The following is a 23,123-nucleotide window of genomic DNA, read 5'->3' as shown; positions in this document are numbered from 1 at the left end:
GTGGAATTTCTCCAGTAGAGCCACCCCATGGGTGGCTGCGAGGGGGCAGGCTCCGTCATCCACGCATGGCGTGGATCTACTGATCTGCGCGGGCTTCATCCACGCATGGCGTGGATCTACTCCGGGTCATTTCGCCAGTAGAGCCACCCCATGGGTGGCTGCGGGGGGCCAGGCTCCGTCATCCCCGCATGGCGTGGAATTTCTCCAGTAGAGCCACCCCATGGGTGGCTGCGAGGGGGCAGGCTCCGTCATCCACGCATGGCGTGGATCTACTGATCTGCGCGGGCTTCATCCATGCATGGCGTGGATCTACTGCAACTGCAGGCTGACCCGCAGCAGCGGCAGCAGCCACTCGATGAACACCTGCACGCGCGCTGCACGGTGCTGCCGATGCGGCTGCAGCAGGGTCACCGGCAACGGCTGGGCGACGTACTGCGGCATCACTTCCACCAGTGCACCGGATTGCAGCTCGGCCTGCACGTCGTAACGTGGAATCTGCAGCAGTCCCAGCCCCGCCACGCAGCAGGCGATCGATGCCTCGGCGCTGTTCACCCGCACCCAGCCGGGCATCGGCAGCGTGCGCAGCTGGCTGCCGTCCTGCCATTCCCAGGGTTCCACCCGTGCCGTGGTGGGGGAGGCATAGTTCACCGCGCGATGCTGCTGCAGATCGCCGGGATGCTGCGGCACGCCGTGTTCGCGCAGGTAGGCGGGCGCGGCCACGTTAACGAAGTCGAGCTGGCCCAGTGCGCGCGCGACCAGGCTGGAGTCGCCCAGCTGGCCGACGCGGAGTACGGCGTCGCAGCCGTCTTCGATCAGGTTCACCGCGCGATCGGTCATGCCCAGATCCAGTTCCAGCTGCGGGTAGCGGGCGAAGAAGTCGGGCAGGGCGGGGGCGATGATGCGCCGACCGATGCGGCTGGGCACGTCGATCTTCAACAGGCCGACCGGCTGCGCGTGGTCCTGCCGGAACAACGACTCGGCGTCTTCAACCTCGGCGAGCAGGCGCAGGCAGCGGGCATGGAACACGTCGCCATCGTGGGTGGTGGAGACCTTGCGGGTCGAGCGCTGCAGCAGGCGGGTGCCGAGCCGCTGTTCAAGCTCGGCGATGGCCGCCGAGACGGTGGAGCGGGGCAGGCCGAGCTGGTCGGCGGCGCGGGTGAAGCTGGCGCACTCGACCACCCGGGTAAAGATGCGGAAGCGATCGATCCGATCCATTGTTCGCTGGCTCTGGAAAGTTAAGTCAATGTTGCGGGCTTTATCCGCATTTTCTGCACGATATCGTCGTCAGGGCAGGGTTGCCACTCCGGGCAGCCTCCTCCCCGAGACTGAAGCCATGACTGACCATTCCCTCACCGGCAAGACCGTGCTGATTGCCGGCGGTGCCAAGAACCTGGGTGGGCTGCTGGCCCGCGACTTCGCCGCGCATGGCGCCAAGGCCATCGTGATCCACTACAACAGTGCCGCTACCCAGGCCGATGCCGAGGCCACCGTCGCGGCGGTACAGGCCGCCGGCAGCACCGCCGTGGCCCTGCAGGGTGACCTGACCTCGGCGGCGGCGATGGAACGTCTGTTTGCCGACGCCGTCGCGGCGGTCGGCCGTCCCGACATCGCCATCAACACGGTCGGCAAGGTACTGAAGAAGCCGCTGCTGGACATCAGCGAAGCGGAGTACGACGCGATGAGCGCGGTCAACGCCAAGGCGGCGTTCTTCTTCCTGAAGGAGGCCGGTCGCCACGTCAACGACGGCGGCCGCATCTGCACGCTGGTCACCTCGCTGCTGGGGGCGTTCACTCCGTTCTATTCCAGCTATGCAGGCACCAAGGCGCCGGTCGAGCATTTCACCCGTGCCGCGTCGAAGGAATTCGGCGAGCGTGGCATCTCGGTCACGGCGATCGGCCCCGGGCCGATGGATACGCCGTTCTTCTACCCGGCCGAGAGTGCCGATGCGCAGGCATACCACAAGACCGCGGCAGCGCTGTCAGCGTTCACCCGCACCGGCCTGACCGATATTGCCGACATCGTGCCGTGGATCCGCTTCCTGGTGACCGATGGCTGGTGGATGACCGGGCAGACCATCCTGGTCAACGGCGGATACACCACCAAGTAGAGGCGCGTCGCGCGAGCGCAAAGGTCCGGTAGATCCACGCCATGCGTGGATGAGCGTAACCGGAGCCAGGAACATCCACGCATGGCGTGGATCTACTGACAACCACCGGCAGATTGGCGGCAGTCTGAGTGGACAGTAGAAAGTGCCGCGATCCTGGCTGGGATCGCGGCACAATAGGCGGCTGTCCAGCGGCCGGAGTGCCTGCATGTTTCCTCGCACGATCCACGCCTGCACGCTGATGCTGGTTGCCTGCAGCGGGCTCGCCGATGCAAGGCCGGCAGACACCGATGCCTGCGGTTCCAGCGGAACCTGATCGCCGTGCTGGAATGCCGCGCGACACCGACGGAGCGGCAGGCACTGGGCAGCCAGCTGCGTGCCGCACGCTATGGTGTGGCAGCGGAACGACCGGTGCACCTGCGTGGCTGGCGCTTCAGCGCAGTCGGCGATCCTGAGATCGAGAGCGCGGCGACGCGCATCGAACTGCCTGCGCCAATCACCGCCAGTGGCATCACCACCGGCGAGCTGCTGGTCGACGACCTTGGCCTGGGCATGCCCATCGACGCGGTCCAGCGTGACCGGATCGTGGCCGAGGACGGTCTGCTGATGCGGACCAGCACGCTGCACGAACCGTTCCGGGCCTGGTGGCGGCCAGCGTCGGAGGTTGCTGGGGCGGCACAGGCCTGGCGGGTGATACGAAGCGAGGGCGCAGGCGCTCATCTGTCGTGTGATTACCGCGAACGGGATCAGGCGCAGGGCGAGCAGCAGGCGCCCGATGCCCGGCGCCAGGATCTGGCAGCGGTGCTGGAGTGTCGCGCGGACCCGGCAGCCTGGCAGCGCTTCGGCGATTTCTGGACCCGGGTCAGCTCACGCAGCCCGCTTGCGTGGCCGGCGCAGGTACGCGCGCTGGACACAGCTGCCTGCATGGCCGGCGCAGGCGGCGCCCGTTGTGAGCGGATAACGCTGGATGTGCCGATCACCGTGCACGGCCTGGCCGTGTCGTCGATGGTGATCAAGCCCAGTTACGCGTCAGGCTATGTTGCAGCGGACCTGGGTGAGGTGTCCGTCGACACGGCACGTCGGGCAGCGATTCCAGGCGCCGCTGCGGCCCTGGAAAACATCTGGACCTTGCCGGCAGCGCCACTGCAGGGACGACCACGCGAGCGCTTCGTGGTGCGCACCGACGATGGGCGAACACTGATGGGATGTGCGACGCCCAAGGCGATCCACCGCGGGCCGTAGTCCGCCGCACGCCTGCGTGCCGGTGCCGGGCACTGCCCGGCACCGGCATGGGTCAGCCCAGCTTGGCCAGCACTGCGTCGGTGGCCGCCGCCGTACTCACGGCCGTTCCCTTCGCCGCCAGATCGGCAGTGAACACGCCGTCATCCAGCACGGCGTGCACCGCCGCCTCCACTGCTGCGGCTTCTGCTCCCAGCCCCAGCGAATGGCGCAGCAGCATCGCCGCACTGAAGATCGTGGCGTACGGGTTGGCGATGCCCTTGCCGGCGATGTCCGGGGCCGAACCGTGGATCGGTTCGTAGATGCCGACCGCACCCGGCTCGCCGAGCGAGGCCGACGGCAGCAGGCCCAGCGAGCCGGCCAGCATCGAGGCCTCGTCGGTGAGGATGTCGCCGAACATGTTCTCGGTCACGATCACGTCGTACTCGCGCGGCTTGGCCAACAGGTGCATCGCCATCGAGTCGACCAGCTGATGCTCCAGTGCAACATCGGGGAACTCCTCGCGGCCGATGCGCGCGGCCACGTCGCGCCACAGGCGCGAGGTTTCCAGGACGTTGGCCTTGTCCACCGAGGTGACCTTGCCCCGGCGCTGCTGTGCCAGGCGGAAGGCGCTGCGCAGCACGCGTTCGATCTCGACCACGGTGTAGCGGCACAGGTCGCTGGCGCTGCCGGCGTCGCGGGTCTTGTCGCCGAAGTAGATGCCACCGGTCAGCTCGCGCACCACCACGAAGTCCACGCCCTGCAGCAGCTCGGCCTTGATCGGCGAGGCGTGCAGCGCGGCTTCATGGGTGCGTACCGGACGCAGGTTGGCGTACAGACCCAGTGCCTTGCGGATCGCCAGCAGGCCCTGTTCCGGGCGCACCTTGGCGTTCGGGTCGGACCACTTCGGCCCGCCCACGGCCCCCAGCAGTACCGCATCGGCGGCCTGGCAGGCGGACAGCGTCGATGCCGGCAGCGGCTCTCCGTGGCGATCGATGGCAATGCCACCGATATCGTGCTCGCTGAAGGCAAAGGTATGGTTGAAGCGTTCGGCGACGGCGTTCAGGACGGCAACCGCGGCGGCGGCGACTTCCGGGCCGATGCCATCGCCGGGCAGGACAACAATTTCAGCGTGCATGCTCACTCTCGTAACGTTCGATTTCAGGGACGCGGCCCAACAGGTAGCCCAACTGGTCGACGCCTTCCAGCAGGCAGGTCTGCGAGAAGCCATCCAGCGGGAAGGAATAGACGCGGCCATCCGGCGTGCGCAGCTCGCGGCGGGCCACGTCGATGGTCAGCTCATCGTCCGGACGCTGCATCAGCGCCTGCACGTCGGCTTCGTCCAGCACGATCGGCAACAGGCCGTTCTTCAGTGAGTTGCCACGGAAGATGTCGGCGATCTCACTGCTGACGATGGCGCGCAGGCCGAGGTCGGTCAACGCCCACGGCGCGTGCTCGCGCGAGGAACCGCAGCCGAAGTTGCGGCCTGCCAGCAGGATGCTGCGACCGGCATTGTGCGGCTGATTGAAGGCGAAGTCGGCCACCGGCGTGCCATCAGCCTGCCAGCGCCAGTCATTGAACGCATTGCGGCCCAGGCCGGCCCGCTCGGTGGTGGACAGGAACCGCGCCGGAATGATCTGGTCGGTGTCGATGTTGGTCTGGCGCAGCACCACGCTGGCCGAGCTCAGGGTGCGGAAACCGGCCATTACGCCACCTCCTGTGCGAACAGCTCGCGGGTATCGGCGACGTGCCCGTTGACGGCGGCCCACGCGGCGCTCATCGGCGAAGCCAGCAGGGTGCGTGAACCGGGCCCCTGGCGGCCTTCGAAATTGCGGTTGCTGGTGCTTACCGCCAGCTGGCCGGGCGCGACCAGGTCGCCGTTCATGGCGATGCACATCGAGCAACCCGGTTCGCGCCATTCGGCCCCGGCCGCACGCACGATCTCATGGATGCCTTCGGCCTCGGCCTCGCGCTTGACGATCTCCGAACCCGGCACCACCAGCATGCGCACGCGATCGGCGATGCGACGGCCGCGCAGCACCTGCGCCACCTCGCGCATGTCGCTCAGGCGGCCATTGGTGCAGGAGCCGACGAACACCACGTCCACCGGCGTGCCGGCCAGCGCCTTGCCGGCCTGGAAGTGCATGTAGTCCAGGCCCTTCTGCGCGGCGGCATCGTTGGCGGCCGGGATCGGCGCATCCACCGCGATGGCGGTACCCGGATGGGTGCCCCAGGTCAGGGTCGGGCGGATGTCGGCGGCGTCGATGCGCACTTCGCTGTCGAAGCGCGCGCCTTCATCGCTGCGCAGCTGCTGCCAGCGCGCCACCGCGGCCTGGAAGTCGGCGCCCTTGGGACCGCGCGGGGTGCGCGCGACGAAATCGAAGGTGACCTGGTCCGGCGCCACCATGCCGGCACGCGCGCCGGCTTCGATCGACATGTTGCACAGGGTCATGCGCTGTTCCATGTCCATCGCTTCGATGGTGCTGCCACGGAACTCGATCACGTGGCCGGTGCCGCCATTGACGCCGATCACGCCGATGATGTGCAGCACCACATCCTTGGCGCCGACGCCCGGCGCCAGCGCGCCTTCGACGGTGATCGCCAGGGTCTTCGCCTTGCGCTGCAGCAGGCACTGGGTGGCCAGCACGTGGCCCACTTCGCTGGTGCCGATGCCGAACGCCAGCGATCCGAAGGCACCGTGGGTGGAGGTGTGGCTGTCGCCGCAGACGATGGTCATGCCGGGCTGGGTGAAGCCCTGTTCCGGTGCGATCACGTGGACGATGCCGCGGTTGTCCGAGGCCATGTCGAACAGTTCGATGGCGTGCTCGGCGCAGTTGCGTGCCAGCGTTGCCACCTGCGCTTCAGAGGCCGCACTGGCATAGGGCAGCCGGCCATCGGCCGCGGCCGGCAGGGTCGGCGTGGAGTGGTCCATCGTCGCCTTGGTGCGGTCCGGGCGGCGCGGCGACAGGCCGCGTTCGCGCAGTTCGGTGAATGCCTGCGGCGAGGTCACCTCGTGGATCAGGTGCAGGTCGATGTACAGCACGGCGGGTGCGCTGTCGGATTCGGGAACGACCACGTGGGCGTCCCACAGTTTGTCGTACAGGGTGCGGGGTGCAGAGGTCATGCGTGTGCCTGGCAGAAGTACGAAGGAGCGAACATCGGGAAAGAGGTGGAAAGGGTCAAGTCAGCGGCGGCGGGCAAGGACCCGCAGCCGCACGTAGTCGGCCAGTGGCTGGCCGGCGGCATTGCGCGGCAGTTCGGCCAGCAGGGCGGTGGCCGCGTCGCGCACGGTGGCCCGTGCCGCGTTGGGCAGGTCGTCGAGCAGTGGTGCGGCGAACACCCGCAGCCAGCCGGCCACGCCGGTCGGCAACGCGGTCGGGCGCGGCGTGCATTCGATCAGCTGCACCTGGAAGCCGTGCTGGCGCAGGCGGTCGGCGTAGGCGTCGGCACTCGGGAAATACCACTGGAAGCTGCTGGCGGCGTGGCCATGTGCGACCCGTGCGGCCTGCACCGCGGCAATGATCGTGGCCACGTTGCCGTGGCCGCCGAACTCGGCGACGAAACGGCCACCGGGGCGCAGGGCGCGGCGTACGCCTTCCAGCACGCGGTCCGGGTTGCCCATCCAGTGCAGGGCCGCATTGCTGAACACTGCGTCGAACGCGCTGTCGAAGGACAGCGCATGGCCGTCCATCACCTGCGCATCGACACCGCGTGCGCGGGCGGCGATCACCAGTTCCGGCGAGGCATCCACGCCGTGGATGCGTGCACCGCTGAGCGCCAGTTCAGTGCTGAGCACGCCATCGCCACAGCCCAGGTCGAGAATGCACTCGCCGGCGCGCGGGTCGAGCAGGCGCGCGACGGCGCCGCCGAGCAGCGGCACGAAGCCTGCATCGATCGCATAGTCCTGGGCATTCCAGTGCTGGCCTGCGGGCAGCGTGGTGGTGTCGAAGGCGCTCATCTCAGGTTCCTCAGGCGGTGGCGGAAGCGGGAACGTCGGTGCTGTTGTGGGCGGCGGCCTGGCGCTGGCGCAGCAGGCGGTTGGCTACATCCAGCCAGGCCAGCGCGGAGGCTTCGATGATGTCCTTGCTGGTGCCGGTACCGTCGTACTCCACGCCTTCGTGGCGCACGCTCAGGTTGGCTTCGCCGCGGGCATCGGCGCCGATGCCGACGCTGTGCACGTGGTAGCTGTCCAGCATCAGCTGCACGCCGGTGGCGGCCGACAGCGCGCCGAACAGCGCATCGACCGGGCCATCACCCTGTGCGGTTTCGGCAACGCGGTTGCCGTCCGGATCGGACAGCTCGACCAGCGCGTTGGCGCGGCTGCCGACGTCGCTGATGGTCATCGAAGCCAGGCGATAGCCCTGCGCGTTGGAACCGCCCTGCATCAGCGTCTGCAGGTCGGCATCGGTGACCACGCGCTGCTGTTCGCACAGCCCCTTGAACTGCTCGAAGACCAGCTTCAGCTCCTCCTCATCCAGCCAGAAGCCCAGCGCACGCAGGCGGGCCTCGACGGCGGCGCGGCCGCTGTGGCGACCCAGCACCATCTGCGAGTCCTCCCAGCCCACGTCTTCCGGGCGCATGATCTCGTAGGTGCCGCGGTGGCGCAGCATGCCGTGCTGGTGGATGCCCGATTCGTGGGCAAAGGCATTGGCGCCGACGATCGCCTTGTTGCGCTGTACCGGCATGCCGACCAGGCGCTGCAGCAGCTGCGAGGTGCCGACGATGCGCGGGGTATTGATCGCGCTGTCCTGCTCGTAGAAGGCCTGGCGCACCTTCAGCACCATGGCGATCTCCTCCAGCGAACAGTTGCCGGCGCGCTCGCCGATGCCGTTGATGGTGCATTCCACCTGGCGGGCGCCGCCTTCGATGGCGGCCAGCGAGTTGGCCACGGCCAGGCCCAGGTCGTTGTGGCAGTGGGCGCTGAAGATCACGTTGGCGGCGTTCGGCACGTCGGCGACGCCGGCGATGACCTGCTGGAACATCGCGCGGATTTCCTCCGGCGTGGTGAAGCCGACGGTGTCGGGCAGGTTGATGGTGGTGGCGCCGGCGGCGATGGCCACGCGTGCGACTTCGATCAGGTAGTCCAGCTCGGTGCGGGTGGCATCCTCGGCCGAGAATTCGACATCGTCGATGTACGAGCGGGCCAGCGATACGTGCTTGCGTACCGACTCCAGTACCTGCTCGCGGGTCATCCGCAGCTTGTGCTCGCGGTGCAGCGGGCTGGTCGACAGGAACACGTGCAGGCGCGGATTGGCGGCCGCTTCCAGTGCACGTGCCGAGGTCTCGATATCGGCCTGCAGGCAGCGCGACAACACGGCCAGGCTCAGGCTCGGGCGGCGCAGTTCGCGGCCGATCAGTGCCATCGCCTCGCGGTCGGACTGCGAGCTGGCCGGGAAGCCGGTCTCGATGATGTCCACGCCCAGTTCGTCCAGCGCACGCGCCATCACCAGCTTCTGCGGCGGGCTCATGCTGCAGCCCGGGGACTGCTCGCCGTCGCGCAGGGTGGTGTCGAAGATGCGGATGCGCGGGGTGGTAATTCGTTCAATGGTGGTCACAGGGAAATCTCCTCGACAGCGGGTGCGACGGCTTGCAGGGGGGAAGGGGAAGACATGGGGGACGCGGAGGCGCTGGCCCGGGTGGGCGAGCGCGGGGTTTCACTGCGCCGTCGCCGCGGCTTGCGCGGCGGGCGCGGACGGATGTCGGTGAGCAGGCCGGCCAGCACGCCAGCGTCGATGTTGCCGCCGGAGACCACCGCGCACTTGCGGCGCCCGGCGACGCGGCGCCCGGCGGCCAGTGCCAGCGCACCGGCGCCCTCGGCGATGATGTGCTCTTCCAGCGCCAGCCGGACCAGGGTTTCGCGCAGCTCGGCCTCGCGCACGATCACCACGTCGTCCAGCAGCGAGCTGCACAGGCGGCGGGTCAGGTAGCCGGGAATCTTCACCCGTACGCCATCGGCCAGCGAGGCGACCGGGGCGATCTCGCGGACGTCGCCGCGGATTGCACGCGCCATCGAATCGACCCCTTCCACCTGCGCGCCGACCACGCGTACGCCCTGCGACTTCAGTGCCAGGGCGACGCCGGAGGCGAGGCCGCCGCCGCCGATCGGCACGATCACCACATCCGGTGCATGGGCGGCCAGTTCAATGCCGACCGTGCCCTGGCCGGCGATCACATCGGCATCGTCGAATGCCGACAGGAAGCGGTAACCGTGGCGCTGCGCCAGTTCAACCGCGAAGGCATAGGCCTCGTCGTAGCTGTTGCCGTGCTGGCGCACGGTCGCGCCCCAGTGGGCGACGCCGGCGATCTTGGTGGCCGGTGCGCCGTGCGGCATCACGGTGATGGCCGGCACGTCCAGGCGGTAGGCAGCCCAGGCCACGCCCTGGGCGTGGTTGCCGGCCGAGGCACAGATCACCGGGCGGGTGTCGCCGCGCTCGCGGCCGGCCAGCAGCGCATTGAGCGCGCCGCGGACCTTGTAGGAGCCGGTGCGCTGCAGGTTCTCCAGCTTCAGCCAGGTGCCGAAGCGCTCTGCATGGTGCAGCGGGGTCGGTGGCAGGAAGCGGCGCAGGCGAGCTTGCGCCGCCAGTACGTCGGCGACGCTTACGTCGCCGACATCGCTTTCCTTGCTGGCATCAGCGGCCGGCATGGGCCACCAGCGCGGTGCAGGCGACTGCCGCATGCGGGCACGGGCGGCGAAGAAGACGCCTCCGTACCGGCACCGTGGTCGCTACGGTACGGGTGTTCATGGCGATACTCCTTCCACGGCGGTGACCTGGACGGACACGCAGTCGTAGATCTTCTCGATCTGCCGGCACAATGTTTCCGCCGGGCGCTGGCCATCCACCACCAGCTGCAGGTGCCAGCGGCCATCGTCGGCGGCCACCGGCGCGCCGCTGATCGCGCGCGGTGCGAATCCGCGGCGCTCGGCCATGCCGATCACGCGCAGCAGCGCGCCTTCGGCCGGGTGCAGCACCAGGTCAAGCCGGTAGTGCATTGGGGGTCTCCTGGCGGGCGTGGGCGGGGTTGCTCTCCAGCATCGTGCTGTTGGCGGTGTTCGGCGGCACCAGCGGCCACACGTTGGCGCGGGCATCGATGGCCACGTGCAGCAGGGCCGGGCCGGGCTCGGCCAGCAGTGCGGCCAGGCCACCCTCAACATCGTCGCGCGCATCGATGCGGGTCGCGGCGATGCCGAATACCTGCGCCAGTGCCACGAAGTCGGGGTTGTCGGACAGGTCGATCTCGCTGTAGCGCTCGGCGAAGAACAGTTCCTGCCACTGCCGCACCATGCCCAGCGAACTGTTGTCCAGCAGCACGATCTTCACCGGCAGGCGGCAGCGGGCGATGGTCGCCAGCTCCTGCACGTTCATCATGAAGCTGCCGTCGCCGGACACCAGCACCACGGTGCGCTCGGGGCAGGCGAACTGCGCGCCCATCGCTGCCGGCAGGCCGAAGCCCATGGTGCCCAGCGCGCCGCTGGTCAGGTGGTTGCGCGGGTGGTTGAAGCGGCAGTGCTGCGCCACCCACATCTGGTGCTGGCCGACATCGCAGGCGATCACCGCATCGGCCGGTGCCAGCTCGCTCAGGCGCTTGAGCAGCGCCGGCGCGTAGATATGCTGGCCCGGGGCGTCGTAGCGGGCGGCGAAACGATCGCGATGCTGCGCACAGCGCTTGCGCCATGCGTCCTGATGGGCCCTGGGGGAGGGGAAGGCCGCACGCAGGGCGCGGATGGCATGGCCGACATTGCCGGGCACGGCGACGTCGGCACTGCGCAGCTTGGAGATCTCGTAGGCATCGGCGTCGATATGGACGACGCGCGCGAACGGTGCGAATTCGGCCAGCTTGCCGGTGGCCCGGTCGTCGAAGCGCGCGCCCAGCACCAGCAGCAGGTCGCTTTCCTGCACCGCCATGTTGGCCGCGCGGGTGCCGTGCATGCCCAGCATGCCCAGCGACTGCGGGTGGTTGGCCGGCAATGCGCCCAGGCCACGCAGGGTCATCACGGTGGGGATGGCACTGGCCTCGACGAAGTCGCGCAGGTCCTGCACGGCATCGCCCAGCGCGATGCCGCCGCCGGCGTAGACCACTGGCTTCTCGGCGGCCGCCAGCGCCGCGATGGCCTCGGCGATGGCGGCCTCGGCCGGTGCCGGTGGCGGTTCGACGCTGCTCGGCAGGTGCGCCGGCAGATGACTGGCATCGGCCAGCTGCACGTCCTTCGGCAGGTCGATCAGGACCGGGCCCGGGCGGCCTTCGCGGGCGATACGGAAGGCGTCGGCCACCACGCGCGGCAGGTCATCGACGCTGCGCACCAGCCAGCTGTGCTTGACGATCGGCATCGTCAGGCCGAACACATCCAGTTCCTGGAAGGCGTCGGTGCCCAGCAGTGGCGTGCCGACCTGGCCGGTGATGCAGACCATCGGTACCGAATCCAGCATCGCATCGGCGATGCCGGTGACCAGGTTGGACGCGCCCGGGCCGGAGGTGGCCACGCACACGCCCACCTGGCCGCTGGCGCGTGCAAAGCCGTTGGCGGCCAGCGCCGCCCCCTGCTCATGGCGCACCAGGATGTGCTTCAGCGACGAATCCACCAGCGCGTCGTAGAACGGCATGATGGTGCCGCCGGGATAGCCGAACAGCGTGCGGACGCCTTCGGCTTCCAGTGCCTGGGTCAGCCAGCGCGCGCCGTTGGGCGGCGCGCTGCGGTGTGTCGGAGAGTTCATGGGGGAACCTTGCAAAGCGGGTGGGGGAGGGCCGCGTGGTTACGCGGCCTGTCCTTGCAACCAGACCATCTTGGCGCGCAGTTCCTTGCCCACCTTTTCGATCGGATGCTCCAGGTCGGCCTGCTTGAACCGGTTGTAGTTGGGCAGGCCCGCTTCGTACTCGGCCACCCAGTTCTTGGTGAAGGTGCCGTCCTGGATGTCCTTCAGCACTTCCTTCATGCGTGCCTTGGTGCCGGCATCGATCACCCGCGGGCCGCTGACGTAGTCACCGTACTGCGCGGTCTCGGAGATGAATTCCAGCATGCGCGAGATGCCGCCTTCGTAGAACAGGTCCACGATCAGCTTCAACTCATGCAGGACTTCGTAGTAGGCGATCTCCGGCTGGTAGCCGGCTTCGACCAGGGTCTCGAAACCGGCCTGCACCAGCGCCGAGGCACCACCGCACAGCACGGCCTGCTCGCCGAACAGGTCGGTCTCGGTCTCTTCCTTGAAGGTGGTCTGGATCAGGTTGGCGCGGGCGCCGCCGAGCCCGGCCGCATAGGCCTGCGCATGCCTGGCCGCGTTGCCGCTGACATCCTGGTAGACCGCCCAGATGCACGGCACGCCGCGGCCGATCTCGTACTCACGGCGCACCAGCGCGCCCGGTCCCTTCGGCGCGACCAGCACCACGTCGAGGTCGGCGCGCGGTTCGATCATGCCGTAGTGCACGTTCAGGCCATGCGCGAACAGCAGGCAGGCGCCCTGCTTCATGTTCGGGGCCAGCACGTCGTTGTAGAGCTTCTTCTGCACCATGTCCGGGGTCAGCACGGCGACCAGGTCGGCGTCCTTCACCGCATCGGCGGGCGCGATCACGGTGAAGCCATCGGCCTGCGCCTTGGCTTCGGTCGGGCCACCCGGACGCAGGCCTACCACCACGTCGAAGCCGGATTCGCGCAGGTTCAGTGCGTGGGCGCGGCCCTGGCTGCCGTAGCCGATGACGGCGATCTTGGTCTGGGGCAGGTCGTTGGTGCTCATGGGGGAGGTTCCTTGCGGTGGGAAGAAAAAAGAACGGCCGGTCGTCGAGGTGACGTGCCGGCCGGTCAGGGGAAAGCGGTGGAGGAGGCGCCGCGCATCGCACGGGCACAGCCACCACGAGGCGTCGTGGTGCTGCAGGTCCGGGTTGTGCGGTAGGCGTTGGTCATGGTGGTTGCGTCTGAAACCAGGTTCTGAAATGAAAAAACCCGCACCTGGGCGGGTGCGGGTTTTTGATCGAGTTCCGGTGTGTTTTCTGCTTACACGCTGGCTCGTCCCGCACCTGTTGGTTGGGTAATAAGTACGAGCACAAGAATCGAACGCAGCGAGGCGGCGCCGATGTCGGCGGCTTCGAAGTGGGTTCGCGGTGGCGTGTTGTGTTGCAGCATGTGATCGAGAGAAACACAGCCATTTCCGCGATGTCAACCCTCACGGAAGATTTTTTATCGGTTTCCGCTGCATCCAGCGCAATCGCCTGTGGCACAAGGATGGTTGCCGCTGAAAGTGATTCGGTGAACCCGAATTCACTCCTTTCGACGGGTTTTTTGCGCGGATTCCGCAGGTTCTGCCCCTGTGTCCGCAACGGCTGGCCCGGTGCCGGCCATGACCTCTGCCCGATACCGCGTGAAGGCTGCAGCGGCGAAGATCGCAGGACCACCCTTCCATCGGAACCCGACCGTGTCCCGACGCCTTGCCCGTTCCCTGCTCGCCGCCGCCGTGCTGGCTGCCGTGCCCGCGCTGTCCATCGCCGCCGATCGCATTACCGGCCATACTTTCGCCACCCGTTCGGAGGTGATCGCCCCGCACGCGATGGCGGCCACTTCGCAGCCGCTGGCCACCCAGATCGCGCTGGACGTGATGAAAGGGGGCGGCTCGGCGGTGGATGCCGCGATCGCCGCCAACGCCGCCCTTGGCCTGATGGAGCCGACCGGCAACGGCATCGGCGGCGACCTGTTCGCCATCGTCTGGGACCCGAAGACGCAGAAGCTGTACGGCTACAACGGTTCGGGCCGATCGCCGAAATCGCTCACCCTTGCCGAGTTCCAGCGTCGCGGCCTGAAGGACATCCCGGCGACCGGCCCGCTGCCGGTATCGGTGCCCGGCGCGGTCGATGGCTGGTTCGCCCTGCACGATCGCTTCGGCCGCAAGCCGATGGCCGACAACCTGGCACCGGCCATCCGCTATGCCCGCGAGGGCCACCCGGTGGCCGAAGTGATCGCCTATTACTGGGACCGCTCGGTGCCGAAGCTGTCGCAGTACCCGGGGTTCAAGGAGCAGTTCACGATCAATGGCCACGCGCCGCGCAAGGGCGAGATGTGGAAGAACCCGAACCTGGCCAGCACCCTGCAGAAGATCGCCGACGGTGGCCGCGATGCCTTCTACAAGGGTGACATCGCGCACACCATCGGCGACTACTTCAAGGCCAATGGCGGCTACCTGAGTTACCAGGACATGGCCGACCATCATGGCGAATGGGTTGAGCCGGTCAGCAGCAACTACCGCGGCTATGACGTGTGGGAACTGCCACCGAACAGCCAGGGCATTGCCGCACTGCAGATCCTCAACGTGCTGGAAGGCTACGATTTCTCGAAGATTCCGTTCGGCTCGCCCGAGCACGTGCACCTGTTCGTCGAGGCGAAGAAGCTGGCCTTCGCCGACCGCGCCCGCTTCTACGCCGACATGGCATTCCAGCCGGCACCGGTGCAGAAGCTGATCTCCAAGCAGTACGCCGCCCAGCGCCGCGCGCTGATCTCGATGGACAAGGCGTTGAAGGAAGTCCAGCCGGGCACGCCGAAGCAGCTGGAGGAGGGCGACACGATCTACATGACCGTGGCCGATGCCGACGGCATGATGGTTTCGCTGATCCAGTCCAATTACCGCGGCATGGGCAGCGGCATGGCCCCGCCGGGGCTGGGCTTCATCCTGCAGGACCGCGGCGAGATGTTCGTGCTGCAGAAGAACCATCCCAACGGCTACGCCCCCGGCAAGCGGCCATTCCAGACCATCATCCCGGCGTTCATCACCAAGGGTGGCAAGCCGTACGCCAGCTTCGGCGTGATGGGCGGCGCGATGCAGCCGCAGGGCCACGCGCAGATCGTGATGAACCTGGTGGATTTCGGCATGAACCTGCAGGAAGCCGGCGACGCGCCGCGCATCCAGCACGAAGGCTCCACCGAACCGACCGGGCAGGCTGTGGCGATGACCGATGGCGGCGAGGTGAACCTTGAAACCGGCTTCCCGTACGAGACGGTGCGCGCGCTGATGCGCAAGGGGCATCGCATCGTGTTCGCCGACGGCCCGTACGGCGGCTACCAGGCGATCATGCGCGACCCGGACACGGGCGTGTATTACGGAGCGTCGGAGAGCCGCAAGGATGGGCAGGCGGCGGGATATTGAGGTTTCCCGGCCACGGACAGTTTCCGTGTCCGTCACCGCAGGAAAAGAAAAGAGAAGAGCAAGAGCAAAGGCAACAGCCGCGTGCTGTGAGTTGGGGTCGGATCCGTTTTCCAGAGGAAAACGGATCCGACCCCTTCCTGTTTTCCGATGCATCTCATCCACGCATGGCGTGGAAAACCCACCGTCACCGGGAAATTGTCGGAGGCGGGGAGGGGACCGATGGCGGGACCGTCCACGGCATGGATGCCGTGGCCGAGCCTACAGGGACGTACTTGCGGCGTGTCCCGCCATCGGTCCCCTCCCCGCCAGACCCGCAGAAATCCAGAGCCGCCTTTGACGTTGCTGTTGCCGTTGCCTGAAAGAAGCGCTGCAGCCGCAAGGCTGCAAAACACCCTCAATCCTGATCCTGCGCGCGTGCGGCCTCCGCCTGGGTCTCCTCCTGCGCCGCCATCTCCCGTGCGATCCACGCATCGATCATGTGCCGCTGGCGCTGCGCCTGCCGCCGCTCGCGGGTGTACTCCTGGTCCAGTACCCGGTACAGCGACACCATCACCAGCACCATGAGCAACGCGAACGGCAGCGCGGCGATGGTGATGACGCCCTGCAGTGCATCCAGGCCACCGGCCAGCAGCAGCGCGGCGGCGATCAGCGCCACGCCCACGCCCCAGGCCAGCTTGCGCTTGGGCGGTGGATCACCGGCCTCATCGGTGGACATGCTGGCCAGCACCAGTACCGCCGAATCGGCCGAAGTCACGAAGAAGATCATCAGCAGAACCAGTGCGATGCACGACAGCAGCAACGGCAGCGGCATGCTGTCGAACAGGGTGAACAGCACCGTCTCATAGCCATTGCCCAGCGCCTGCAGCAGGTCGGCCTGGCCGAACACCTGCATCCAGATGGCGGTGCCACCGAACACCGAGAACCAGAAGAAGCCCAGCAGTGTCGGTGCCAGCACCACGCCGATGACGAACTCGCGCACGCTGCGCCCGCGCGAGATGCGTGCGATGAACGAGCCAACGAACGGCGCCCAGGAAATCCACCAGGCCCAGTAGAAGATCGTCCAGTCGGCCACCCAGGTGCTGGACGAGAACGGCGACATGCGCAGGCTCATCGTTACCAGCTGGTTGAGGTAGGACCCCAGCGTGGTGGTGAAGGTGTTGAAGATCGCGCCGGTCGGGCCCAGCACCAGTACCAGCGCCAGCAGCAGGGCTGCCAGCGCCAGGTTGAAGTTCGACAGCCACTTCACGCCGCGCTCGACACCGCTGAGGGTGGACGCCATGTACAGCACGAACGCGACCGCGATGACGGTCAGCTGCAGGGGGACGCCCGCGTGCAGGCCGAACACGCGCTGCATGCCGGCGGCGATCTGGATGGTGCCGAAGCCCAGGGTGGTGGCGACGCCGATCGCGGTGGCGACGACGGCGGCGATGTTGACCACGCGCCCGATCCAGCCACGGTGGTGGCGGCCGATGATCGGCTGCAGCATGTCGCTGACCAGGCCCCGGCCATTGCGGTTGAACTGGAACCAGGCCATTGCCAGCCCGATCAGCGCATAGATGGCCCAGGGATGCAGGCCCCAGTGGAAGAACGCGTAGCGCATCGAGGCACGCGCGGCCTCCATGCTTTCAGGCGCGAGCCCTTCCGGTGGCTTGCTGAAGTGCGAAATGGGCTCGGCGGCGCCCCAGAAGACCAGGCCGATGCCCATGCCGGCGGCGAACAGCATCGACATCCAGCTGGCGCGCGAGAACTCTGGTTCGGCGTCTTCGCCACCGATGCGCAGGTTGCCGAAGCGGCCGAAGGCCAGGTACATGAGGAACACCAGCGCCAGGAACACAACCAGCAGGTAGAGCCAGCCGATGCCGCGGATGAGTTCGCCGAGGATGCTCTGCACCACGGCATTGAAGGGGCCCGGTGCAACACCGGCGAGCAGCACCAGCAGCAGAACCAGTGCGATGGAAACGCGAAACACCATGAAGGAGCTTCTCCGATCAAGGGATTGAGGGGAGCGAGCAGAGCTTGCAGCGAAGGGCCGGCAGCATGCAGTGCAGACCGGGCAGAGCAGGCGCCGCGACGGCGGCGAAAGGAGCAGCGGTCGTAACGACACGATGCGCGTGCACGTTACTGAACGCGATGTCATGGTTCTGTTAATGCGCGCCTTGATGGGGTCAGATCCCTTTCCACAGGAAAAGGGATCTGACCCCTGATCTGACCCTGTTCCACTGCATTCGGCCCAGGCGTGCACGAACGGCACCGGGGCCGGGCGCTTTCTATGCTCTAATGCACGCCAAGAAGCGGGGGTACCGCGGCCATCTGGCCACGGTTGAGACAGTCCCTTGGAACCTGATCCGGCTCATACCGGCGTAGGGAAGCTTTGCAATGCTGCCATGCCCGGACTGCGCCCAAGGAGCGTCCGTGCGCGGCGGCAGTGCGCCGCCGCTTCGTCCCTGAACTCCCTGGACGATGCCCGATGAACGCACAGCTCTCCGCCCTGCAGCAACAGGCCCAGCAACTCTCCGAATCCGTGACCCGGCCGATTCCCGGTTCGCGCAAGATCCATGTGCCCGGCTCGCGCCCGGACCTGCTGGTCCCGATGCGCGAGATCGCGCTGACGCGCACGCCCACCTTGTTCGGTGGCGAGGAAAATGCACCGGTTACGGTCTACGACACTTCGGGCCCGTATACCGATCCGCAGGCCCGGATCGATCTGTCTGCCGGCCTGCCGGCACTGCGTCGCGGCTGGGTGGAAGAACGCGGCGATACCGAGCAGCTCGATGGCCTCAGCTCGTCGTTCGGCCGCGACCGCGAGCATGATCCGAAGCTGGATGCGGTGCGCTTTCCGGCGCGCAGCCTGCCACGGCGCGCACGCGCCGGCGCCAATGTCACCCAGATGCACTACGCGCGCCGCGGCATCATCACGCCGGAAATGGAGTTCGTTGCCATCCGCGAGAACCAGCGGCTGGAGGCGATCCGCGACGCCGGCCTGCTGCAGCAGCACCCCGGCGAGGCATTTGGTGCCTCGATCCAGAAGATCATCACCCCGGAGTTCGTGCGCGACGAGATCGCGCGTGGCCGCGCGGTGCTGCCCAACAACATCAACCATCCGGAAAGCGAGCCGATGATCATCGGCCGCAACTTCCTGACCAAGATCAACGCCAACATCGGCAACAGCGCCGTGTCCTCCGGCATTGCCGAGGAAGTTGAAAAGCTGGTGTGGGCGATCCGCTGGGGCGGCGACACGGTGATGGACCTGTCCACCGGCAAGCACATCCATGAGACCCGCGAGTGGATCATCCGCAACTCGCCGGTGGCAATCGGAACCGTGCCGATCTACCAGGCGCTGGAGAAGGTCGACGGCCGCGCCGAGGCGCTGACCTGGGAGATCTTCCGCGACACCCTGATCGAGCAGGCCGAGCAGGGCGTGGACTACTTCACCATCCATGCCGGCGTGCTGCTGCGCTATGTGCCGCTCACCGCCAAGCGGGTCACCGGCATCGTCAGCCGCGGTGGCTCGATCATGGCCAAGTGGTGCCTGGCGCACCACAAGGAGAACTTCCTCTACACGCATTTCGAAGAAATCTGCGAAATCATGAAGGCCTACGACGTGACCTTCTCGCTGGGCGACGGCCTGCGCCCGGGCTGCATCGCCGATGCCAACGACGCGGCACAGTTCGGCGAGCTGGAAACGCTGGGCGAGCTGACCCGGATCGCCTGGAAGCATGACGTGCAGACCATGATCGAGGGCCCCGGCCACGTGCCGATGCAGCTGATCAAGGAAAACATGGACAAGCAGCTGCGCGAGTGCGGCGAGGCGCCGTTCTACACGCTGGGACCATTGACCACCGATATCGCGCCGGGCTACGACCACATCACCAGCGCGATCGGTGCGGCGATGATCGGCTGGTTCGGGACCGCCATGCTCTGCTACGTGACGCCGAAGGAACACCTCGGCCTGCCCAACCGCCAGGACGTGCGCGACGGCATCATGGCCTACCGCATCGCGGCGCATGCGGCCGATCTGGCCAAGGGCCATCCGGGCGCGCAGGTGCGTGACAACGCACTGAGCAAGGCGCGCTTCGAGTTCCGCTGGGAGGACCAGTTCCATCTTGGCCTGGATCCGGAAAAGGCCAAGGAGTTCCATGACGAGACCCTGCCCAAGGATGCGCACAAGCTGGCCCATTTCTGCTCGATGTGCGGCCCGCACTTCTGTTCGATGAAGATCACCCAGGACGTGCGTGAGTACGCCGAGTCCGGGATGAAGGAGAAGGCGGAAGAGTTCCGCGCCGCAGGTGCCGAGGTGTACCGCCAGGGGTGACGTGCAACGGGTGGTGCCGGTCACTGGCCGGCACTGCCGTTCCTCACGCGGGTCCCGGCTATGCTCTGCGCATCATTCCGGGGAAAGGACGCCATGCCCGTTGCCTTGACCACCCGTTGGCTGGCGATTGCCCGCCGCCATCCCTCGGCCTGGCTGCTGGGGGCACAACTGCTGGCGGTGCTGCTGTATCCGGCGCTGGATGACACGGCTGCCGGCCGCGCGGCGCTGGGCATGTTCGGCATGGCCGTGCTTGGCCTGGCGCTGTGGGTGGTCCAGCGCAGCCCACTGGGCAGCTGGCTGGCGCTGCTGCTCGCGATTCCCTCGGTGGTGTTCTCGCTGGCGGGCGCCCTGCTGGACCGCAGTGCGCTGCTGACCACGGCGCAGTTGCTTGAGAGCCTGCTGTATTTCTATACGGCGGGGGCGTTGATCGCCTACATGCTGCAGGACCACAAGGTGACCCGCGACGAGCTGTTTGCGGCGGGGGCGACCTTCACGCTGCTGGCCTGGGCATTCGCGTTTACCTTCGCGGTGTGCCAGCAGTGGTATCCGGGCAGTTTCCAGGGCAGCGGCGGTGGTCCGCAGCGAAGCTGGATGGAGCTGCTTTATCTGAGCTTCAGCTTGCTGTCCGGAGTTGGATTGAGCGACGTGGTGCCACTACACCCGCAGGCGCGGGCCCTGGTAATGCTGGAGCAGTTTGCCGGCGTCATGTATGTCGCGCTTGTCGTGTCGCGACTGGTCGGTTTGACCATGCTCCGACGCATGTGAAAATGAACGCCAGATAAAAATTTCGCGCCCAAAAGGGCGCGAATGGTGATGCAGATTATGTGAATTCGTCGGCGAGAGAGAGCCTGAGTGTCGACCCCGTCATAGGCGGGGTAACCGGCTTAGGCTAATATCCGGGGGCGTTATTGTTTTTGCGGTATGCGCCGATGCTTTGTGCGGAATCTGGCTTTTCGATGGCCCTGTCCAGGGACGGTGGGGGCGGTATTGCTGGTGAACCCTGCCCAGGTCCCGTCCCTACTGTATAGCGGAAAATGAACAGCAGCGAAGTCATGCCCATCGAGGCCGACCGCGTCCGGGTCGGTGAGTGCGTCATTACCTTGTCCTCCCGGGAGGTCGAGGTCGAAGGCGCGCGTCGGCCGCGCCGGCTGACGCCAAAGGCACTGGGCGTGCTGCGCGTGCTGATGCGGCAGCCGGGGCGCGTGGTGACCCGCGAGGAGCTGTTCGCCGAGGTCTGGCCCGATACGCTGCCGACCAACGATGTGCTGACCCAGGCCGTCACCCAGCTGCGCAAGGCGTTCGCCAACGACGACGACAATGGCCAGGCCTATATCGAGACGATCGCCAAGAGCGGCTACCGGCTGCTGGTGCCGGTGCAGGTGCTGGAGGATCCCGAGCCGTTGCTGGAGGCCGAAGCGGTCGCAGTGGCGGACGTGATCCCGTCCCTGGCGGGGGCGGGCGGCGTGCCCATGGCGCCGATGCTGGCAGCTCCCTCGGGTCGTCGGGGGTGGCGCCAGCTGCGGCGCCAACTGCTGTGGGTGCTCGGCCTGGTGATGCTGGTCGCACTGGTGGTCATGGCGATGCTGCTGCTGCGCCGCACGCCCGAGCCGAGTTCGCCGGTGGATGCGGCGGTCGAGAACGGTGTGCGCGTGATCGGCAGTCCGCAGCGGCCCTATCGGCTGATCACCGCAACCAGCGGTTTTGAGACATACCCCACACTTTCGCCGGACGGATCCCAGGTCGCCTATGAAGGCGCCAACGAGGACGCCGGCGGCGGCGGTGCGATCAAAGTGCAGACCTCCGGCAATGCGCCGGCCAGGCAGCTGGCGCTGCCGCCGAAGGGGGCCAGCGACCGTTTTCCGAGCTGGTCGCCGGACGGGCGCGAAATCGCCTTCGCCCGCTTCGCTGCCGATGGCGGCTGCCAGGTGCTGATCGCCAGCGCGACCGGCGGTGGCGTGCGCCAGGCCACGCGCTGCGACGGCACCGAACTGCTCAGTTTCGACTGGACGCCGGATGGGCGTGGCCTGGTCTTCGGCAGCATGGTGGGCCGCTATGCCCATCGGGGCATCCGTGTACTCGATCTGGCCAGTGGCCAGTGGCGCGCGCTGGAGTACGCGGTCGACCAGGATGATTTCGATTACGCGCCCCGCTATTCGCCCGACGGCAAGTGGCTGGTGTTCGTACGCAATCCGCAGATGGGAGATCTGTGGCGCATGCCGGCCAATGGCGGCGAACTGGAACAGCTGACCAACGAGTCGGCCGAGCAGCGCGGCTGGGCCTGGCTGGGGGATGGTCGCAGCATCGTGTTCGGCCGTCGCGTCGACAGCGAAGTGCGGCTGTACTACCTGGATGTCGAGCGCCGCACGCTGCGCGATGCCGGCCTCGATGATGCGCAGTGGCCTGCGGTGTCACGCCATGGCGATGTGCTGGCCTTTGTCCATCGCCGTGCCCAGTTCGGCGTGTTCAAGGTGCCGATGGCAGGTGGCAGCGCCGAGCGCCTGTTTGCCTCCAGCGGACGTGACGGGCAGCCGATGGCGGCGCCCGACGGTCGCCAGCTGGTCTTCACCTCCGACCGGTCCGGCAGCTTCGCGTTGTGGTGGGCGGACATGCAGCGGCCGGACTCGCTGCGGCCGATCGAGGGCCTGCGCCCGGAAGGCCGGCAGGCGCCGGACTGGTCGGCCGACAGCCGCCAGCTGCTGGTGGTGGGACGCGACGAGCACGGCCGCACCGTGGTCTACGAAATCGCACCGCGCGACGAACACCTGCAGCCTTTGCCGGTTCCGGTCGATCAGCCGCTGCAGGCGCTGTACGGTGCCAGCCCGGATCAGCTGCTGGTGGTGGAACGCGATGCTGAACAGCGCACGCGATTGAGCCTGTTCGATCGCAGCGTGACCCCCTGGCGCCGCCTCGCCAGCATCGACGGTGTCTCCCAGGCGCGCTTCGACCGGGGCCAGGGCCGGGTGCTGTTCACCCGCCTGGCGTCCGGTGGATTGTGGTCGGTGGACGCGGCGCTGTCCGCGGCCAGCGTGCAGCAGGTCAGTGAAGACCGGCCCAGCCGTTGGCGCTACCGCACCTGGACCGTGGCCGGCAGCGGCGGCATCGGCTACCTGGGCACTTCGTCCGAGTGCGGAACAACCCTGGTCCATATCCAGGCCGGGGCCGAAGCTCCCGAACGCTGCCTGGACAAGCAGCGCCTGAGTGCCGGCAACGGCATCAGTGCCAGCGCTGACGGCCGTGACCTGTTCGTCGCCCTGGCGGTCAGTGATGGGGCCGATATCGGCGTCATGCAGTTGCCGCGGTCGACGCCGGCGCTGTTCCCTGCCTTTCTCAAGTGAATGATAACCAAGGAAATTTTTCCTTCGTAATTTCT

General features: G+C 67.4%; 17 protein-coding genes and 1 riboswitch. Of the genes, 6 read left to right on the top strand and 11 right to left on the bottom strand.

Features of this window, described 5'->3' with window-relative positions:
• Nucleotides 1-309 precede the first annotated feature (309 nt).
• A complete protein-coding gene (locus Q0P60_RS12460) occupies nt 310-1,215 on the bottom strand; it encodes a LysR family transcriptional regulator (protein ID WP_294993595.1) in 906 nt (301 codons plus the stop codon).
• A gap of 118 nt (nt 1,216-1,333) precedes the next feature.
• On the opposite strand from Q0P60_RS12460, the gene Q0P60_RS12455 reads away from it, so the two are divergent.
• Complete coding sequence (locus tag Q0P60_RS12455) at nt 1,334-2,107, top strand: SDR family oxidoreductase (protein WP_294993593.1); 774 nt, start codon at nt 1,334-1,336, stop codon at nt 2,105-2,107.
• A gap of 318 nt (nt 2,108-2,425) precedes the next feature.
• Nucleotides 2,426-3,346 (top strand): hypothetical protein, encoded by a 921-nt coding sequence (locus Q0P60_RS12450; RefSeq protein ID WP_294993590.1) that lies wholly within the window; start codon nt 2,426-2,428, stop codon nt 3,344-3,346.
• 52 nt (nt 3,347-3,398) lie between these two features.
• On the opposite strand, the gene leuB is transcribed toward Q0P60_RS12450, so the two are convergent.
• The 9 genes from leuB to ilvC all read right to left on the bottom strand — a co-directional run bounded on the left by leuB (nt 3,399) and on the right by ilvC (nt 13,047).
• Complete coding sequence (leuB, locus tag Q0P60_RS12445; protein WP_294993587.1) at nt 3,399-4,460, bottom strand: 3-isopropylmalate dehydrogenase; 1,062 nt, start codon at nt 4,458-4,460, stop codon at nt 3,399-3,401.
• A complete protein-coding gene (gene leuD / locus Q0P60_RS12440) occupies nt 4,450-5,028 on the bottom strand; it encodes a 3-isopropylmalate dehydratase small subunit (protein ID WP_294993584.1) in 579 nt (192 codons plus the stop codon). Before leuD ends, leuB begins: the two co-directional genes overlap by 11 nt.
• Entirely contained in the window at nt 5,028-6,446 is a 1,419-nt protein-coding gene (gene leuC, locus Q0P60_RS12435) for a 3-isopropylmalate dehydratase large subunit (protein WP_294993581.1), read from the bottom strand. Before leuC ends, leuD begins: the two co-directional genes overlap by 1 nt.
• A 60-nt stretch (nt 6,447-6,506) precedes the next feature.
• Complete coding sequence (locus Q0P60_RS12430) at nt 6,507-7,280, bottom strand: class I SAM-dependent methyltransferase (RefSeq protein WP_294993578.1); 774 nt, start codon at nt 7,278-7,280, stop codon at nt 6,507-6,509.
• 10 nt (nt 7,281-7,290) lie between these two features.
• On the bottom strand, nt 7,291-8,877 hold the full coding sequence (locus Q0P60_RS12425) for a 2-isopropylmalate synthase (protein ID WP_294993575.1): 1,587 nt from the start codon (nt 8,875-8,877) through the stop codon (nt 7,291-7,293).
• Nucleotides 8,874-9,965 carry a threonine dehydratase gene (locus Q0P60_RS12420; RefSeq protein WP_294993573.1) on the bottom strand — a complete coding sequence of 364 codons (1,092 nt, stop codon included), beginning with the start codon at nt 9,963-9,965 and terminating at the stop codon, nt 8,874-8,876. Before Q0P60_RS12420 ends, Q0P60_RS12425 begins: the two co-directional genes overlap by 4 nt.
• A gap of 96 nt (nt 9,966-10,061) precedes the next feature.
• Complete coding sequence (locus tag Q0P60_RS12415) at nt 10,062-10,313, bottom strand: ACT domain-containing protein (RefSeq protein ID WP_049428486.1); 252 nt, start codon at nt 10,311-10,313, stop codon at nt 10,062-10,064.
• A complete protein-coding gene (gene ilvG / locus Q0P60_RS12410) occupies nt 10,297-12,033 on the bottom strand; it encodes an acetolactate synthase 2 catalytic subunit (RefSeq protein WP_294993568.1) in 1,737 nt (578 codons plus the stop codon). Before ilvG ends, Q0P60_RS12415 begins: the two co-directional genes overlap by 17 nt.
• 39 nt (nt 12,034-12,072) lie before the next feature.
• Nucleotides 12,073-13,047 carry a ketol-acid reductoisomerase gene (gene ilvC, locus Q0P60_RS12405; protein ID WP_294993565.1) on the bottom strand — a complete coding sequence of 325 codons (975 nt, stop codon included), beginning with the start codon at nt 13,045-13,047 and terminating at the stop codon, nt 12,073-12,075.
• A 675-nt stretch (nt 13,048-13,722) separates the two neighbouring features.
• Here ilvC and ggt point away from each other — a divergent pair.
• Nucleotides 13,723-15,441 carry a gamma-glutamyltransferase gene (gene ggt / locus Q0P60_RS12400; protein ID WP_294993562.1) on the top strand — a complete coding sequence of 573 codons (1,719 nt, stop codon included), beginning with the start codon at nt 13,723-13,725 and terminating at the stop codon, nt 15,439-15,441.
• 394 nt (nt 15,442-15,835) lie between these two features.
• Here the strand turns inward: ggt and Q0P60_RS12395 are convergent, their stop codons facing one another.
• Nucleotides 15,836-17,413, bottom strand: a complete 1,578-nt coding sequence (locus Q0P60_RS12395; protein ID WP_294993559.1) for a BCCT family transporter — start codon at nt 17,411-17,413, stop codon at nt 15,836-15,838.
• A gap of 311 nt (nt 17,414-17,724) precedes the next feature.
• Nucleotides 17,725-17,826: riboswitch (TPP riboswitch) on the top strand.
• Between the two features lie 82 nt (nt 17,827-17,908).
• On the opposite strand from Q0P60_RS12395, the gene thiC reads away from it, so the two are divergent.
• The 3 genes from thiC (at nt 17,909) to Q0P60_RS12380 (ending at nt 23,088) form a co-directional block, all read left to right on the top strand.
• On the top strand, nt 17,909-19,753 hold the full coding sequence (gene thiC, locus Q0P60_RS12390) for a phosphomethylpyrimidine synthase ThiC (RefSeq protein ID WP_294993556.1): 1,845 nt from the start codon (nt 17,909-17,911) through the stop codon (nt 19,751-19,753).
• A 93-nt stretch (nt 19,754-19,846) separates the two neighbouring features.
• Nucleotides 19,847-20,518, top strand: a complete 672-nt coding sequence (locus Q0P60_RS12385) for an ion channel (protein ID WP_294993553.1) — start codon at nt 19,847-19,849, stop codon at nt 20,516-20,518.
• A gap of 269 nt (nt 20,519-20,787) precedes the next feature.
• Nucleotides 20,788-23,088, top strand: a complete 2,301-nt coding sequence (locus Q0P60_RS12380; protein WP_294993548.1) for a winged helix-turn-helix domain-containing protein — start codon at nt 20,788-20,790, stop codon at nt 23,086-23,088.
• Nucleotides 23,089-23,123 lie beyond the last annotated feature (35 nt).

The organism is uncultured Stenotrophomonas sp., assembly GCF_945952405.1.
Taxonomy (GTDB): domain Bacteria; phylum Pseudomonadota; class Gammaproteobacteria; order Xanthomonadales; family Xanthomonadaceae; genus Stenotrophomonas.
Note: the sequence above shows the minus strand (reverse complement) of the source record. Positions and strands in the feature narration are given on the sequence as shown.